The sequence below is a fragment of the Kitasatospora sp. MAP12-44 genome (assembly GCF_029892095.1).
In the GTDB taxonomy this organism is placed as follows: domain Bacteria; phylum Actinomycetota; class Actinomycetes; order Streptomycetales; family Streptomycetaceae; genus Kitasatospora.
Genome location: NZ_JARZAE010000004.1, coordinates 1,288,379 through 1,303,077, shown reverse-complemented (window position 1 = coordinate 1,303,077; position 14,699 = coordinate 1,288,379). Strand labels below are relative to the sequence as shown.

General features: G+C 73.4%; 13 protein-coding genes. 6 read left to right on the top strand and 7 right to left on the bottom strand.

Annotation, left to right across the window (positions count from 1 at the left end; translation table 11 throughout):
- Positions 1-981, bottom strand: coding sequence for an ArsR family transcriptional regulator (locus P3T34_RS06515; protein WP_280665030.1), 981 nt, complete (start codon positions 979-981; stop codon positions 1-3).
- A gap of 70 nt (positions 982-1,051) precedes the next feature.
- On the opposite strand from P3T34_RS06515, the gene P3T34_RS06510 reads away from it, so the two are divergent.
- The 3 genes from P3T34_RS06510 (at position 1,052) to P3T34_RS06500 (ending at position 4,115) form a co-directional block, all read left to right on the top strand.
- Positions 1,052-2,395, top strand: coding sequence for an MFS transporter (locus tag P3T34_RS06510; RefSeq protein ID WP_280665029.1), 1,344 nt, complete (start codon positions 1,052-1,054; stop codon positions 2,393-2,395).
- A 131-nt stretch (positions 2,396-2,526) separates the two neighbouring features.
- A complete protein-coding gene (locus tag P3T34_RS06505) occupies positions 2,527-3,297 on the top strand; it encodes an enoyl-CoA hydratase family protein (protein WP_280665028.1) in 771 nt (256 codons plus the stop codon).
- Positions 3,298-3,356: 59 nt separating this feature from the next.
- Positions 3,357-4,115, top strand: a complete 759-nt coding sequence (locus P3T34_RS06500) for an acyltransferase (protein ID WP_280665027.1) — start codon at positions 3,357-3,359, stop codon at positions 4,113-4,115.
- Between the two features lie 63 nt (positions 4,116-4,178).
- Here the strand turns inward: P3T34_RS06500 and P3T34_RS06495 are convergent, their stop codons facing one another.
- The 3 genes from P3T34_RS06495 to P3T34_RS06485 all read right to left on the bottom strand — a co-directional run bounded on the left by P3T34_RS06495 (position 4,179) and on the right by P3T34_RS06485 (position 7,131).
- On the bottom strand, positions 4,179-5,255 hold the full coding sequence (locus tag P3T34_RS06495; protein ID WP_280665026.1) for a hypothetical protein: 1,077 nt from the start codon (positions 5,253-5,255) through the stop codon (positions 4,179-4,181).
- A gap of 128 nt (positions 5,256-5,383) precedes the next feature.
- Complete coding sequence (locus tag P3T34_RS06490) at positions 5,384-5,890, bottom strand: HutD family protein (RefSeq protein WP_280665025.1); 507 nt, start codon at positions 5,888-5,890, stop codon at positions 5,384-5,386.
- Between the two features lie 5 nt (positions 5,891-5,895).
- Positions 5,896-7,131 (bottom strand): MFS transporter, encoded by a 1,236-nt coding sequence (locus P3T34_RS06485; RefSeq protein WP_280665024.1) that lies wholly within the window; start codon positions 7,129-7,131, stop codon positions 5,896-5,898.
- Positions 7,132-7,271: 140 nt separating this feature from the next.
- Between P3T34_RS06485 and P3T34_RS06480 the strand changes: the two genes are divergently transcribed.
- The 3 genes from P3T34_RS06480 (at position 7,272) to P3T34_RS06470 (ending at position 10,261) form a co-directional block, all read left to right on the top strand.
- On the top strand, positions 7,272-8,459 hold the full coding sequence (locus P3T34_RS06480; RefSeq protein ID WP_280671863.1) for an ROK family protein: 1,188 nt from the start codon (positions 7,272-7,274) through the stop codon (positions 8,457-8,459).
- Between the two features lie 129 nt (positions 8,460-8,588).
- Complete coding sequence (locus tag P3T34_RS06475) at positions 8,589-9,692, top strand: PLP-dependent cysteine synthase family protein (protein WP_280665023.1); 1,104 nt, start codon at positions 8,589-8,591, stop codon at positions 9,690-9,692.
- A 71-nt stretch (positions 9,693-9,763) separates the two neighbouring features.
- Positions 9,764-10,261 (top strand): GNAT family N-acetyltransferase, encoded by a 498-nt coding sequence (locus tag P3T34_RS06470; RefSeq protein ID WP_280665022.1) that lies wholly within the window; start codon positions 9,764-9,766, stop codon positions 10,259-10,261.
- A 2-nt stretch (positions 10,262-10,263) separates the two neighbouring features.
- On the opposite strand, the gene P3T34_RS06465 is transcribed toward P3T34_RS06470, so the two are convergent.
- The 3 genes from P3T34_RS06465 to P3T34_RS06455 all read right to left on the bottom strand — a co-directional run bounded on the left by P3T34_RS06465 (position 10,264) and on the right by P3T34_RS06455 (position 14,589).
- Complete coding sequence (locus P3T34_RS06465) at positions 10,264-11,067, bottom strand: DeoR/GlpR family DNA-binding transcription regulator (protein WP_280665021.1); 804 nt, start codon at positions 11,065-11,067, stop codon at positions 10,264-10,266.
- A 128-nt stretch (positions 11,068-11,195) separates the two neighbouring features.
- Entirely contained in the window at positions 11,196-13,586 is a 2,391-nt protein-coding gene (locus P3T34_RS06460) for a right-handed parallel beta-helix repeat-containing protein (RefSeq protein ID WP_280665020.1), read from the bottom strand.
- 127 nt (positions 13,587-13,713) lie between these two features.
- Entirely contained in the window at positions 13,714-14,589 is an 876-nt protein-coding gene (locus P3T34_RS06455; RefSeq protein ID WP_280665019.1) for an MOSC N-terminal beta barrel domain-containing protein, read from the bottom strand.
- Positions 14,590-14,699 lie beyond the last annotated feature (110 nt).

Sequence of the window (14,699 nt, the reverse complement as noted above, 5' to 3'; positions counted from 1 at the left end):
CTACCGGTACAGCTCGTCGCCGAGCGGGCTGCGCAGGTAGAGCACGGCGCGGCCGTGGCGGGCGCTGGTGACCAGGCGGGTCTGCCGCAGGACGGCCAGGTGCTGGCTCACCGCACCGGCGGTGACGCCCAGGCGCAGGGCCAACTCGGTGGTGGAGACCGGTTCGTGGAGCATCGCCAGGAGCCGGGCCTTGGGGGCGCCCAGCAGCTGTTCGAGGGCACGGGTGGTCGGCGGCGGGTCGAGCGCGTCCGCCATGGTGCCCTGGCCGCGGGCTGGGTAGGTGATGGCCGGCGGTTGGTCGGCGCCGATCGAGGTGACCGCGCCGCTGGCGAAGCAGCTGGGCAGGAAGACCAGGCCACGGCGGTCCACCCGGACGTCCGCGTCCCGGGCCGTCCAGTTCCGGCGGATCGCCAGGACGCCGTCCGCCCAGTGCAGTCGCGGGTCCAGCTCGGCGAACATCGCGCCCGCGCCCTGCTGGGCCAGCGTGCGGGCGCGGTGCACGACATCGGCCGCCAGGACGGAGCGGGCGCGCGGCCACCAGCCGGGCGCCAGGCAGCGCTCCCAGTACTCCTCGATCGCGTCGCAGATCGCCGCGAGCAGCCGCTGCGGATCCTCCAGCCCCGCTGCCAGCGGGAGCGGCAGCGCCCGGTCGTGCGGCAGGAAGGTCTGCTCCAGCTCTGCGCGCAGCAGCTCGGGGGCGGTGGCCCGGACGGTCGCCAGCTCAGCCCGGAACGCGGGGAAGGGGCTGGTCGGGCGCGGGGTGAGGAAGTCCGGCAGGTACCGGTTGGAGGAGACCAGCGAGCGCAGCAGCTCGCTGTCCAGGCGTTCGAAGTCCGGCCGGATCCGCCGGAACCACGGCTGCTGGGCCGGATAGATCCCGGGGTGCGTCCACATCCGGATGCTCAGCACCGCCTCGTGCAGCGGTGAGCAGGCGAAAGAGGCCGAGGCGAGATCGGCGAGGCTGAGGTGAAAACGGTGCATAGCGGCCTTTCGATTCAGCCGCAGCCTAAATCAGTTCTCCCAGGGGAGGTTGGCGCGCTGTGATCTCGTCATGACGACGACAACTGAGGCGCTGTCCGCCGCGCCCTCTTCCGAAGAGTTTCCCGATCAGGCCTCAGAACAGCCCTCCCGGGCCTCCCGACTGCTGCCCCGCGACCCGGTGCTGCGGCTGCTGACCTGGACGACCCTGGTCAACTGCCTGGGCAACGGGCTCTTCCTGACCGTCAGCACGCTCTACTTCACCCGGATCCTCGGCTACGGCGTCGGCGCGGTCGGCCTGGTGCTCACCGGGGCCGGGCTGTGCGGGGTGCTGGCGAGCATCCCGGCCGGGCGGGCCGCCGACCGGCTGGGCAGCAAGCCGGTGTTGATCGCCCTGGTCGCGCTGGAGGCGGTGGGGACGGTCGGGTACGTCCTGGTGGGCGGCAGTTTCCTGGCGTTCGCGGTGCTGACCTGCCTGGTGACGACCGTCGACCGCGGCGCCTCCGCCGCGCGCGGTGCGCTCTACGCCGAGGTGCTGGCGCCCGACCAGCGGGTGGCCGGCCGGGCCTACCTGCGGGCGGTCACCAACGTGGCGATGGGCGTCGGCTCGGTGCTCGCCGCGCTCACCCTGCAGGCCGACAGCCGGGCCGCCTACACCGCCACCATCGTTGCCGACGCGGTCTCCTATGCCGTGGTGGCGTTGGTGATGCTGCGCCTGCCCCGCACCGCACGCGCGTCGGCCGCACGGGAGACGGCCGACCGCCGGTCCACCACCGGGGAGCGGGCCGAGCGGGCCGAGCAGGCCGAGCGGCGCAACCCGGCGCTGCGCAACCTGCCCTTCCTGACGGTCACCGGCCTGAACGCGGTGCTCACCCTCCAGTTCGCGATGCTGGAGATCGGTGTGCCGCTGTGGATCGTCAAGGACACCGCCGCGCCCCGGGCCCTGGTCGCCGCGACGCTGGTGGTCAACACCGTGCTGGTGGTGCTCTTCCAGGTCCGGGCCACCCGCGGCACCGAGCTGCCGGGCGCCGCCGCCCGTGCCTGCGCCCGCGGCGGCCTGCTGCTGGCCGCCTCCTGTGCCGTCCTCGGCCTGGCCCATGGCCTGTCGGCGGTGCTCGCCTCGGCCGTCCTGGTCGCGGGCGTGGCGCTCCAGGCCGGTGGTGAGGTGCTCAGCCAGGCCGGCGGCTGGGCGCTGAGCTACGACCTCGCCGGTGACGGCGCCCACGGCTCGTACCAAGGGGTCTTCAACACCGGCGTGTCCGCCGCCATGATGATCGGCCCGGCGCTGGTCACGCTCGCCGTCGTCGGGCACGGGCTGCTGGGCTGGCTCCTGCTCGGGCTGCTCTTCGCCGCCACCGGCGCCGCCATGAGCCCCGCCGTCCACTGGGCCGCTCGCCGCACCGCCGCTGCCGCCTGAGGCCGCCGGCGCGCACCACCGCGGCCGGACGGAATTTCGAGTACTGGTCGGCGAGGCGGTCGGCGTGTCAGAGTCTTCCCCAGCCGTCCGACCCACCCTCATATCGGATTCCGGAAAGCAGGTCCACCACGATGACCAGCGCAGCACCCCTCGTCCGCGTCACCACCGCGGGAGTCGTCACCACCCTTGAGCTCGACTCACCGCACAACCGCAACGCGCTCTCCACCCGGCTGATGGCCGAGCTGGAGCAGGGGCTCGCCGAGGCGGCCAAGGATCCGGCGGTGCGGGTGGTGGTGCTCGGGCACACCGGCAAAGTGTTCTGCGCGGGAGCGGACCTGTCCGAGGCGACCGGGGCCGACCCGACGGTGGGGCCGCGCGGGCTGGTCGACATCCAGCGGGCGATCATCGACTGCCCCAAGCCGGTGATCGCGTACGTCAACGGGCATGTCCGGGCCGGCGGGCTCGGGTTGGTCGGCTCGGCCGACCTGGCGGTGGCCGGTCCTGCGTCCACCTTCGCGTTCACCGAGTCGCGCCTGGGCCTGGCGCCCGCGGTGATCTCGCTGCCGCTGCGGCCCAAGCTGGAGCCGCGCGCGGCCGCCCGCTACTACCTGACCGGGGAGACCTTCGACGCCGCCGAGGCGGCCCGGATCGGCCTGGTCACGCTGGCCGCCGAGGAGCCGGAGGTGGCGCTGGCCGAGCTGCTGGCCGCGCTGCGGCTGGCCTCCCCGCAGGGGCTCGCGGAGTCCAAGCGGCTGGTCAACGCGGATGTCCTGCGCTCCTTCGAGCAGGACGCCGAGGCCCGGGTGGAGCTGTCCGCCCGGCTGTTCGGCTCCGACGAGGCGCAGCAGGGCATGCGCGCCTTCCTGGACCGCCGGCCGGCCCCCTGGGCGGCGGCCGAGTAGCAGTGTGACCTTGCTCGCCCGAGCGGCCGTCGGGGGAGCGCGGCGGATACGGTGAGCGCATGCCGATCACTGCCACCGTGCTCTCCGCCGTCCGCTCGCGTGCCCGCCGGGTGGCGGGGCGGGTGGTGCACCGCGGGTGGCGCTGGGTGCAGGAGAGCGGTGCGGTGTCCAACCAGAACCCCGGCCCGTACCGCTTCCACACCCTGGGGGACGGCAGCAAGTTGGCGTTCCCGCTGGGGACGGTCTTCAACGAGCAGTCGATCGCGATCGGGCCGTTCTGCATCATCGGCGAGCGGGTCACCATATCGGCGGGTTTTCTGCCCGGTCTCGACCTCGGCCCCGAGCCGGTGGTGCGGATCGGCGGCGGGTGCGTGATCGGCCGGGGCAGCCACCTGGTGGGCCATCAGTCGATCGTGCTCGGCGACGACGTCTGGACCGGTCCCAACGTCTACATCAGCGACCAGGCCCATGAGTACCGCGACACCAGTCGGCCGATCGGCAAGCAGTGGCCGCGCAACGAGCCGGTGGAGATCGGTTCGGGCAGCTGGATCGGCACGGGCGCGGTGATCCTGCCCGGCGCGCGGCTGGGGCGCAACGTGGTGGTGGCAGCCGGCTCGGTGGTCCGCGGCGAGATCCCCGACCACAGCGTGGTGGCCGGCGCCCCGGCCAAGGTGGTGCGCAGCTACAGCGAGATCGAGGGCTGGCAGCCGCCGTTCCGCTACGACCCGCCCCGCCCGCTCCCGGAGGGCGTCACCGCCGAGCAGCTGCGCGCGCTGGTGGGCTGGGACCTGCATGTGCCGACGGACGAGCCGTCCTGAACGGCACGGGCGGGGAACGTCGGACCGGCCGACTTTCCCCGCCCGCGCCGGCTCCGACTGCTCCTACTGCTCCTGCGTGAGCGAGTTCCAGAGCGTCACCGAGCGGTCCGGCACCACGATGCGGTCCTCGTGCGCACTGCCGTCGGCGATGCTGACGATCCGGTACCTGCCCTGGTGGAAGACCCAGTACGTGCTCACCCCGTCGACCCGCTGGCGGTCGGGCATCGCCAGGATGCAGCTGATCCGGTTGATGCCGGAGAAGCAGCTGAAGTCGGAGATCCGGGTGTCGGGCACCTCCAGCACGTCCGTGTGCTGGGTGCCGTCGGCGATCGAGATCACCCGGTACAGCTGGTCGCCGTTGATGGTGTGGAACAGCCAGAACCAGCTCTTGCCGTTCTTGCGCTGCATGTCGGGGTAGGGCAGGAAGGTGTCGACCGGCTGTCCGGGCTCGGTCTGGTCCTGGTCGGGCAGCCGGCCCTCGCCGAGCGCGCGCAGCGTGGTGACGGACGGGCTGAAGGCGTACACGGCGCCCTCGGTCCGCACGAACTGCTGGTAGCTCAGCATGACGGGCTTGCTGCCGTCCTGGTCCCAGACGATCGTGCCGGCCTGCCCGACCATCGCGTCCGGGCCGGGTTCCTTGGCACGGGGGGCGGCGATGGTGAGCACCGCGTGGATCCTGTCCTCGGACTTGTTGTTGCCGAAGACCCAGCGCGAGGGGTGGTTCTGCCCGGTGTCGCCGAGGTCGGCGGCGCGCTCCACCGGTCCCTGCTGGAAGGCGCCCAGCGTGGTGTTCTTGGGCGCGTCCGGGTACGGCTTGCGGTCGGTGAGCTTCCACAGGCCCTGGTAGGTGAAGCTGATGCCGAGCCAGGTGGCCTTCAGCCCCGTCGGGTCGCCGCCGGAGCGCTGACGGGCGTCGCTGAAGGCCTTGTTGAAGGTGGCGACCTGTCTGGTGGTGGCGATCCGCGGGGTCAGCCGCTGCAGCCAGCTGCGCGCTCTGATGCCGTCCTCGAACTTGAGGAAGAGCAGGACCATCTGGTCCTTCTTGAATCCGGCGATCACATCGCCCTGGATGTCGTCGTTCTCGCGCAGCGGGAGATCGGTCTTCGCAGGGGTCAGGGAAGTCGGGGTTTGCGTGGTCATGGGTGCTCCAGCCGTAGGAACTCCGCGATTGCGGAGCGTCACCACGACTGCACGATACGTATTCGAACAAAGCGCGCAGGACAGCGCATGCGCGTCGTGCTCCGCAACGCTCCGTAGCGAAGGGTGGGCTAGTCGAGGGGTGGCGGGCCGACGGTCAGCACCACGGCGTGCCGCACCTGCGCGGTGTCGGGGTGGGTGAGCTGGACGGCGTCGTGGCCGGCCAGGGCGACGACCAGGGCCACCGCGCCGGGAGCCGGGCTCACCAGCACCGCGCCGGCGCCGCTGAGCTCGACCGTCACGGGCAGCCCGTGCGCCGCCATGACGTTGAGCGCGGTGACCGGCCCATCGATCAGCCGCCCGGTGGTGGGCAGTTCGCCGGGGAAGGGGAACGGGTGCAGCGGCGGGACGGGGGCGGGCGGCCGGTCGCCCACCGTCAGCTCCAGGCCCGCGCCCTCGACCACGGTGAGCACCCGGTCAAGGCCGGGGAAGGTCGAGAACGGCCCGTCCGCCGCCACCTCGGCCAGGCTCACCCGCCAGGATCCGTCGGGCGCGGCGGCTACCTCGCGGGTGAGCCCACCTCCGTTGCGCCAGGGGGTGGTTGAGCGGTCGGCGGCGGGGAGCTGGTGCAGGGTCACGCGGGTCAGGCTATCGCTGACGGGCCCGAACGGCGCGGCCGGTGCGCCAGCGTGGCCAGCAGCGCCGCGCCCGCGCCGGCCGCGGCGACCGTGGTCAGCGCGAGCGGCAGGCTCGCCGCGTCCGCGAGGAAGCCGATCACCGGCGGCCCGATCAGCATGCCGCCGTACCCCAGCATCGAGGCGGTGGCCACCCCGCGCGGCCCGCCCTGCTGGCCGGCCCGGGCGATGGCGAGCGGAAAGAGGTTGGCGAGCCCCAGTCCGACCAGCACGAACCCGCCCAGCACCAGCGGCACCGAGGGCGACAGTGCCGCGATCAGCATCCCGACGCAGGCGGTCAGCCCGCCGGCCGCCATCAGCCGGGCCGGTCCGAAGCGGACGGCCAGCCAGGTGCCGCTCAGCCGCCCGGTGGTCATCGCGAGCGCGTATGCCGCGTAGCCGAAGGCCGCCAGGCCCGCGCCCGCGTGCACGTCGTCGGTCAGGTGGAGGGTGGCCCAGTCGGCGAGCGCGCCCTCGCCGTAGGAGCTGAAGAGCGCGGTCAGCCCGAGCAGCAGGACCAGGAAGCGGGCCGGCACCACCGTGGCGGCGGCGGCGCCGACGGTGGCCCCGGCGGTGGCGGTGACGGGCCCGGCCTTGGGCTGGCGCAGCAGCACCGTCCCGGCGGCCGCGGTGACGGCGGCGCCCAGCGCCCCGCTCAGCGCCAGCGCCCAGCTCGCGGTCAGCGTGTCGGCGAGCAGCCCGCCGACCGCCGCGCCCAGCAGCCCGCCGAGGCTGTAGCCCGCGTGGAAGCTCGGCATGACCGGGCGTCGCAGCTCGGCGACCAGCTCGACGGCGGCGCTGTTCATCGCGACGTTGGCCGAGCCGTACCCGGCGCCGAAGAGCACCAGCACCGCGCCGAGGGTGGGCACCGAGTGGGTGTGCGGCGGCAGCAGCACGGCCGCGCTGAGCAGGCCGAGCGAGACGACGGTGACCCGGCGGCTGCCGTAGCGCACGCAGAGCCGGCCGACCAGCGGCATCGCGGCCACCGCGCCCGCCGAGATGCAGAGCAGCGCCAGGCCGAGCGCGGAGTGCGAGGCGTGCACCTGGGCCCGGATGTCGGGGATACGGACCACCCAGGCGGCGAAGAGGAAGCCGTCGACGGCGAAGATCGCGGTCAGCGCGATCCGGGCGGCGGACAGTCGGCGGGCGGGAGGGGTGCGGGCTTCCGAGCGAGTGGGGCGTGGTGTTTTGTTTAGGAGCGGCACAAAGTCACAATAGAGGAGTGCCGCACACTCCTTCAAGCCCCGGGCCCACGGCTGCCGCCGCCCACGCGCGGTTCACCGCCGACTCGCAGCCCACCGTCGCCGAGCCCGCCCGCCGTCCCGCGCCGGACCGCGGGCGCACGCTGCTCGGCCCCGCCCTGACGCTGATCCACACCGGCCGAACGCCCACCCGCTCCGCGCTCACCGCCGAGCTCGACGTCACCCGCGCCACCGCCGGCGCCGTCGCCGCCGAGCTCGCCGCCCTCGGCCTGGTCACCGTCGACCCGCACCCGATCGGCACCGGCCGCGGCCGCCCCTCGCACCGGCTCGGCATCACCCCCGACGGCCCGCTCGTGCTGGCCGCCCAACTGCACGCGGACGGGCTCAGCGTCGCGCTCGCCGGCCTCGGCGGCGTCCTCGGCGAGCCCGTGCACCACCCGCTGCCCGCCGACACCGGCCCCGAGCAGGTGCTCCGCGCGATCGCCGAAGCCGGCGCCGCGCTGATCCGCGGCACCCGCCGCCGCTGCCTGGGCGCCGCCCTGGCGCTGCCGCACCCCGTCACCGAACCGGACGGCACCGCGCTCGCCGCCCTGCACTTCGGCTGGCCCAGCGGCACCCCGGTCGGCGCGCTCTTCGCCGAGCTGCTCGCCGAGCAACTGGCCGCCGCCGACCTCGGCCCGCGGGTGCGCCACCCGCTGCCCACCGCCGTCGCCAACGACGCCAACCTCGCCGCCCTCGCCGAGTACCGCCACGGCGCCGGCCGGGACGCCCGCCACCTGCTGCTCGTCACCGCCGGCCATCGCGGTGTCGGCGGCGCCCTGGTGGTCGACGGCCGCCTGCACACCGGTAGCGCCGGGCTCGCCCTGGAGGTCGGCCACCTGACCGTCGACCGCTGCGGCCGCGACTGCCCGTGCGGCAACCGCGGCTGCCTCAATGTGGAGACCGACCCGCAGGCGCTGCTCGCCGCCGCCGACCGCACGCCCGCCCCCGGTGTCCCGCTGCTCGCCCAGGCGCAGGCCGTCATCCGCGCGGCCGACCACGACCCGCGCGCCCGCGAGGCCGTCGACCAGGTGGCCAAGCTGCTCGCGATCGGCCTGGCCGGCCTGGCCAACATCCTCAACCCCGACCGCATCGTCCTCAGCGGCCTGCACCGCGAGCTGCTGGCCGCCGCCCCCGACCGGTTGCGCGCCATCGTCGCCGACCGCAGCCTGTGGGGCCGGGTCTGCCAAGTCCGCATCGTCGCAGCCGAACTGGAGCACGCCGAGCTGGTCGGCGCGGCGGAGTTGGCCTGGCAGCCGTACCTGGCGGACCCCCAACTGGCGGCGCGCTGACAACTACTGCGTAGACCGTGCTGTTCTCGTGGATTCGGGTAAGCGGGAGACGTGAGGGGGCAGTGCGATAAGGGGGGCCTAGGGGTGCACTAAAAGTTACTTATCGTAGTAATTTGTTACGATGAGTTCATGAAGACCCTGGATGTTGACCGCACTGATGCCTCCTACCGAGCCTGGCTCAAGGAGGCCGTCCGCAAGGTGCAGGCCGACGCCAACCGCTCGGCCGACACCCACCTGCTGCGCTTCCCGCTGCCCGAAGCCTGGGGCATCGACCTCTATCTGAAGGACGAGTCGACCCACCCGACCGGCAGCCTCAAGCACCGGCTGGCCCGCTCGCTCTTCCTCTACGGGCTCTGCAACGGCTGGATCCGGCCCGGCAAGCCGGTGATCGAGGCGTCCAGCGGCTCCACCGCCGTCTCGGAGGCGTACTTCGCGGCGCTGATCGGGGTGCCGTTCATCGCGGTGATGGCCAAGTCCACCAGTCAGGCGAAGATCGACCTGATCGAGTTCCACGGCGGAACCTGTCACCTGGTGGACGATCCGTGCGAGGTGTACGAGGTGTCGATGCGGCTCGCCGCGGAGACCGGCGGGCACTACATGGACCAGTTCACCTACGCCGAGCGGGCCACCGACTGGCGAGGCAACAACAACATCGCCGAGTCGATATTCGCCCAGCTGAGCCTGGAGCCGCACCCGGAGCCGGCCTGGATCGTGGCCACCGCCGGCACCGGCGGCACCTCGGCCACCATCGCCCGCTATGTGCACTACCAGCAGTTCGACACCCGGATCTGCGTCGCCGACCCGGAGAACTCGGTCTTCTTCGACGGCTGGCTGAAGCACGACCCGGACGCCACCTCCGCGCACGGCTCGCGGATCGAGGGGATCGGCCGCCAGCGGATGGAGCCGAGCTTCGTGCCCGGCGCGATCGACCGGATGATGAAGGTCCCGGACGCCGCCTCGATCGCCGCCACCCGGGTGCTGGAGCGGGTGCTGGGCAAGAAGGCCGGCGCCTCCAGCGGCACCGGGCTGTGGAGCGCGCTGAAGATCGTCGCGGAGCTGCGGGCGGCGGGTGAGCACGGCAGCGTGGTCACGCTGATCTGCGACCCGGGCGACCGCTACCTCGACAAGTACTACTCGGACGAGTGGCTCGCCGAGCAGGGCCTGGACATCGCGCCGTACTGCGCGGAGCTGGAGGCCTTCCTGGCGGAGAAGGAGGGCCCCTGGTCCGCGTAGCCATGCCGGGTCCAGCGGACTGGCGAAAGCGAAATAGCCAGTGAGCAGGGCGGTGTGATAGTCACTCTGCCATGGATGATCTTCTGACTGAGCGCCTGATCCTGCACCCCCTCACCATCGCCGAGGCGCAGCGGGTGGCCGCGGGCGAGGCCGGCCCGGACGACAGCTGGGCCGCCGACTACCCGGCCGAGGGCGAGCGGGTCGGCGCCCGGATGTTCGTCAAGGGCCACGCCGCCGTCGGCGGCGACACCCACCCCTTCGGCGGCTACGAGATCCGTCACCGCACGGGCGGCCAGGCCATCGGCGGCATCGGCTTCCACGGCGCCCCCGACGAGGACGGCGCGGTCGCGATCGGCTACGGCCTGGCCGAGTCGGCCCGTGGCCAGGGCTACGCGACCGAGGCCGTTCGCGGCATCCTGGCCGCGGCCGGCGGCTGGGGCGTGCGCAGGATCCTGGGCGACACCACCCACGACAACGTCCCCTCGCAGCGCGTGATGCTGGCCGCCGGCCTGGCCTTCACGCACGAGGACGAGGAGCTCAAGTACTACGCCGCGGAGCTGGCACAGTAACCTCAGGCCCCGGCCAGCACCAGCTCGCGGACGTACTCGCGCGCCGTCTCGGCCGCGTCGGCCGGGAGCATCGCGTCGGTCACCCAGGTGTCCACCTCGGCCAGTTCCGCGAAGGTCGACAGGCCGACGGTGGCCCACTTGGTGTGGTCGGCGACGACCACCACGCGGCGGGCGGAGGCCACGAAGTTCCGGTTGGTCTCCGCCTCGGCGAGGTTCGGGGTGGAGAGCCCGGCCTCCGGCGAGAGCCCGTGGGTGCCCAGGAACAGCAGGTCGAAGTGGAGCGAGCGGATCGCCCGGTCGGCGACCGGCCCGACCAGCGAGTCGGAGGGCGTGCGCACCCCGCCGGTCAGCACCACCGTGCTGCCGACCCCCTCGCCCTGCTGCTTGGCCCGCTCGAAGACGTCGGCGACCCGGACCGAGTTGGTCACCACCGTGAGCTGCCCGACCTGGGTGAGGTGCTGGGCCAGCGCGAAGGTGGTGGTCCCGCCGGAGAGCGCGATCGCGCTGCCGGGCGTCACCAGGGCGGCCGCCGCGCGGGCGATCTCCTCCTTGGCGGTGAGCTCCAGCGAGGACTTCGCCTCGAATCCGGGCTCGTGGGTGCGGGCCTCCTCGACCGGCACCGCCCCGCCGTGCACCTTCTCGATCGCGCCGATCTTCGCCAGCGCGTCCAGGTCGCGGCGGATCGTCATGTCCGATACGTTCAGCCGCCGGGTCAGTTCGTTGACCCGCACGCCGCCACGCCGGCGCACCTCGTCCAGGATCATCGCCCGGCGCTGCTCGGCTAGCAGGTTGCTGTTGTCGGCCACGTACGCCGTCCCGCCTCTCAGTGATCCAACTTTTCTCTCCATCCTGCCACGCCTGGAGCGGGCCGTGGCCACCGTTGGCGGACGGATTGCCTCACGAACCGCCGCGGCGACCAACCCGGGGGCGCTGGTCAGGAGTTCCGCGGCAGCGGCAGATCGGCGGGAACCAGCAGCTGGAGCTCGTGCGTGGAGGGGTCGGGCAGCTGTGCGACGCGCATCGCGTGGCGCTCCACCATGGTCTCGAAGACCTGGCGCGCGGTGCGGCCGTTGCCGAAGTTCGGGCCCCGATGCAGGGTCGCGAAGTGGCCGAGCAGCGCCTCGGCGGTGCTGTCGGCGAGCTCGTACTCGTGCTCCGCGCACTGGGTGCGGGCGATCTCCAGCAGCTCGGCGTCCGAGTAGTCGGGGAACGCGACGGTGCGTGAGAACCGGGACGAGACACCGGGGTTGGCGGAGAGGAAGCGCTCCATCTCGGCGGTGTAGCCGGCCACGATCACCACCACCTCGTCGCGGTGGTCCTCCATCAGCTTCACCAGGGTGTCGATCGCCTCCCGCCCGAAGTCCCGCGCGCCGTCCTCGGGGGCCAGCGCGTAGGCCTCGTCGATGAACAGCACCCCGCCCCTGGCCTGGTCGAACGCGGCCTGGGTGCGGATCGCGGTGGAGCCGATGTGCTCGCCGACCAGGTCGACCCGGGCGACCTCCACCAGGTGCCCGCGCTGCAGCACCCCGAGGGAGGCGAGGATCTCGCCGTACAGCCGGGCCACCGTGGTCTTGCCGGTGCCGGGGGAGCCCGTGAAGACCAGGTGCCGGCGCAGCGAGGGCGCCTTGAGCCCGGCCTGCCGGCGGCGGCGGCCGACCGCGATCAGGTCGATCAAGGTGCGCACCTCCTGCTTGACGGTGGCCAGGCCGATCAGCGCGTCCAGCTCGGCCAGCGCCTCGTCGGCCGGGCGGCAGTCCGGGATCGGCGCGATCTGGGCCAGCGGGGCGAGGGCCGGCGCGGTGGTCAACTGGGCGGTGCGCGGCGCAGGGACGCTCTCGGCGGACGGTGCGCTCGGCGCGATGTCGTCCGAGGTGCAGGCCTCCACCACCGGGCCCGGTTCGGAGAACTCGAAGCCCGCGCGGGCGTTCTGCTCGGCCCGGCAGCGGGTGAGCGCGCTGCGGCAGCCGTCGATGATGTGGAAGCCGAAGCCGTTGCCCTGGGTCACCCGGCAGTCCTCGAAGCTGCCGCGCCCCTGCGCCGAGACATACACGGCGGCCTCCGCGCTGCCGCGCACCACGCAGTCGCGCAGCACCGGGTCGGCGCCCTTGGTGACGATCACTCCGGTCGCCACGTCGGAGATCTCACAGCCTGTCAGCACCCCGCCGCTGCCGTGGTCGCGGAACCACAGGCCGGTCCCGGCCTCCTGGACCCGGCAGCGGTCCAGCGCGACCGAGGCGCCCGAGCTGACCGAGACCGCCGAGCTGCGGATCCGACTGAACGAGGTGTCCGTCACGGTGGCCCGGGAGTCCCGGTCCAGCACGAAGAGGGCGTCCGGAAGATCGTGCAGCGAGCAGTCGGCCAGGGTGAGTTGGGCTCCGTCGCTGACCCAGATCGCCGGGTAGTCGCCGGTGCTGTCCTCGATCTCGCAGCCGGTCGCCTCGGCCCGGGTGCCCGGGTCCCAGACCGAGAGGGCGCCGCGGCCGAACGCCCGGATGTTGGTCTGCTCCAGCGTCAGCAGCGAGCGGCCGCGCAGGTCGGCGGCGTTCTCCGGCAGGTCGTGCAGGCGGCAGCCGACCAGGGTCAACTCGGCCTCGGTGTCCAGCGTCAGGCCGTTGCCGGTGACCCGGTGGATCTCGCACTCGGTCAGCCGCCCGGCCGCCTTGGCCTCGGCCTGCACGCCGCTGCCGCGGATCTCGTAGATCTCGCAGCCGGTCAGTTCGGCCCGGCTGCCCGCGTCGGTGAGCAGCACCCCGGCGCCGGCCGCGTGGTGCAGGCGGCAGCGGGTCAACCGGGCGCTCGCGCCGCCCAGGACGGCGAGCCCGGCCTGCCCGGCGGCGGAGACCTCGCAGTCCTCGAAGACGGCGCTCGCTCCGCCGCGCAGCCGCAGGCCCAGGCCCGCGGGGTTGGCCACCACGCAGCCGGTCAGCGTGGGGCCGGCCCGGCCGTCCACCTCGACGCCGACCGCGGAGTGGGTGTCCACCCGGCAGCCGCTCAGCTGGGCGGCTGCCTCCGGGCCGGTGATCAGCACGGCGGCGGCCGAGCTGTCGTAGCCCTCGATCACCAGGTCGCGCACGGTGGCGGCGGCGGTGATGGTGAGCGCGACGCCGGACGGCGGGTCCAGACGCACCGTGCCGGGGCCCTCGGCGGGCAGCAGGGTGACGGGCTTGTCCAGCAGGACGTTCTCCCGGAACACCCCGGGGCGCAGGGTGAGGGTGTCGCCCGGTTCGGCGGCGGCGAGCGCCTCGGCGAGCGTCTCGTACTCCCCGGCCCGGCGCCGCCAGCGCGAGCCGCTGTCCTGCGTGACCCGGACCCTGTGCTCACCCATGACGATCCGTCGTCCTCGCCCTCTGCTGCTCGCTCTCCGCCACCGTAGTCGGCCCACCGTAGCGCGCTCGGAGCGGCCGTCGCGCCAGTGGATCTTCCCTGGGAGCGAGCTGAATGCGCGGGTGCGGCTACCCGGCGGGGAGCCGGTCGCCGCGTTCCAGGACGGTGACCTGGTCACCCACCCGGACGGTGCCCAGGACGTCGCCGCTCACTCCGTGGGGGCGTTCGGGGATCAGGTTGACGCCGAAGGCCGCCTTCTTGTCCAGCCGATGATGCCTGGCCAGCGAGGCGAGCGGCTCGGGGCCCTTGCGCTCGCCGGTCTCCTGGTCGGTGGTGGTGATCACGCAGCGGCCGCAGAGTTTGACGGCGCGGAAGGTGAGCTCGCCGACCTGGACCCGCCGCCAGCCGTCCTCCTCCCAGGCCTCGGTGCCGTCGACCACCAGGTTGGGGCGGAAGCGCTCCATCGGCAGCGCCATGCCGCCCCCGTCCGCCATCCAGGAGTTGAGCACCTCCAGCGAGGCGAGCGTGGTGGCCAGCAGCGGGAATCCGTCGGCCATGCTGACGGTGTCCCCGGGGGAGGCGAAGTCGGGTTTGACGGGCCGGGCCCGCGGGTCGTCCAGGTGCAGCAACCGGACGTGCTCCAGGCGGCCGGCCAGCCGCTCGGCGAACCAGAGCTGCGCCTTCTCCTCCGCTTCGGCGGCGGCGAACCGGGTGCCGAAGATGATGCCCTCGACCGCCTGCGCGCCGGCCGGGACCGACGGCGCCGGCACCCGCAGCTGATCGCCCCCGGGGGAGGTCACCAGCAGCGCGCCGTCCTCGGCCAGGTCGGTGCGGAACTGGCCGAGCGAGGGCTCGTCCCGCTGGGTGATCGCCAGGCCGGTCCGGTCGGCGAGCATCCAGCGCCGGTCTCCGGTCAGACCCCACGGTTCGACGGTGGCGGTCGCCGGGCTCAGCCGGTACATCGACTTGACGGGGTAGCGGTGCAGACCGGTGAGGATGGGCATGGCGCCATTTTGCCAGCGCCCGGCGGTCGGACAGTCCGGGGGGTACGCGCACGGGCCGCCCGGGACACCGTGGTGCGGTGTCCCGGGCGGCCCGTGGATGACCGAAATCC

Excerpts from the sequence above, each read along its gene's own strand:
- P3T34_RS06515 (WP_280665030.1), bottom strand. The coding sequence starts at position 981 with ATGCACCGTTTTCACCTCAGCCTCGCCGATCTCGCCTCGGCCTCTTTC.
- P3T34_RS06510 (WP_280665029.1), top strand. The coding sequence starts at position 1,052 with ATGACGACGACAACTGAGGCGCTGTCCGCCGCGCCCTCTTCCGAAGAG.
- P3T34_RS06505 (WP_280665028.1), top strand. The coding sequence starts at position 2,527 with ATGACCAGCGCAGCACCCCTCGTCCGCGTCACCACCGCGGGAGTCGTC.
- P3T34_RS06500 (WP_280665027.1), top strand. The coding sequence starts at position 3,357 with ATGCCGATCACTGCCACCGTGCTCTCCGCCGTCCGCTCGCGTGCCCGC.
- P3T34_RS06495 (WP_280665026.1), bottom strand. The coding sequence starts at position 5,255 with ATGACCACGCAAACCCCGACTTCCCTGACCCCTGCGAAGACCGATCTC.
- P3T34_RS06475 (WP_280665023.1), top strand. The coding sequence starts at position 8,589 with ATGAAGACCCTGGATGTTGACCGCACTGATGCCTCCTACCGAGCCTGG.
- P3T34_RS06470 (WP_280665022.1), top strand. The coding sequence starts at position 9,764 with ATGGATGATCTTCTGACTGAGCGCCTGATCCTGCACCCCCTCACCATC.
- P3T34_RS06460 (WP_280665020.1), bottom strand. The coding sequence starts at position 13,586 with ATGGGTGAGCACAGGGTCCGGGTCACGCAGGACAGCGGCTCGCGCTGG.
- P3T34_RS06455 (WP_280665019.1), bottom strand. The coding sequence starts at position 14,589 with ATGCCCATCCTCACCGGTCTGCACCGCTACCCCGTCAAGTCGATGTAC.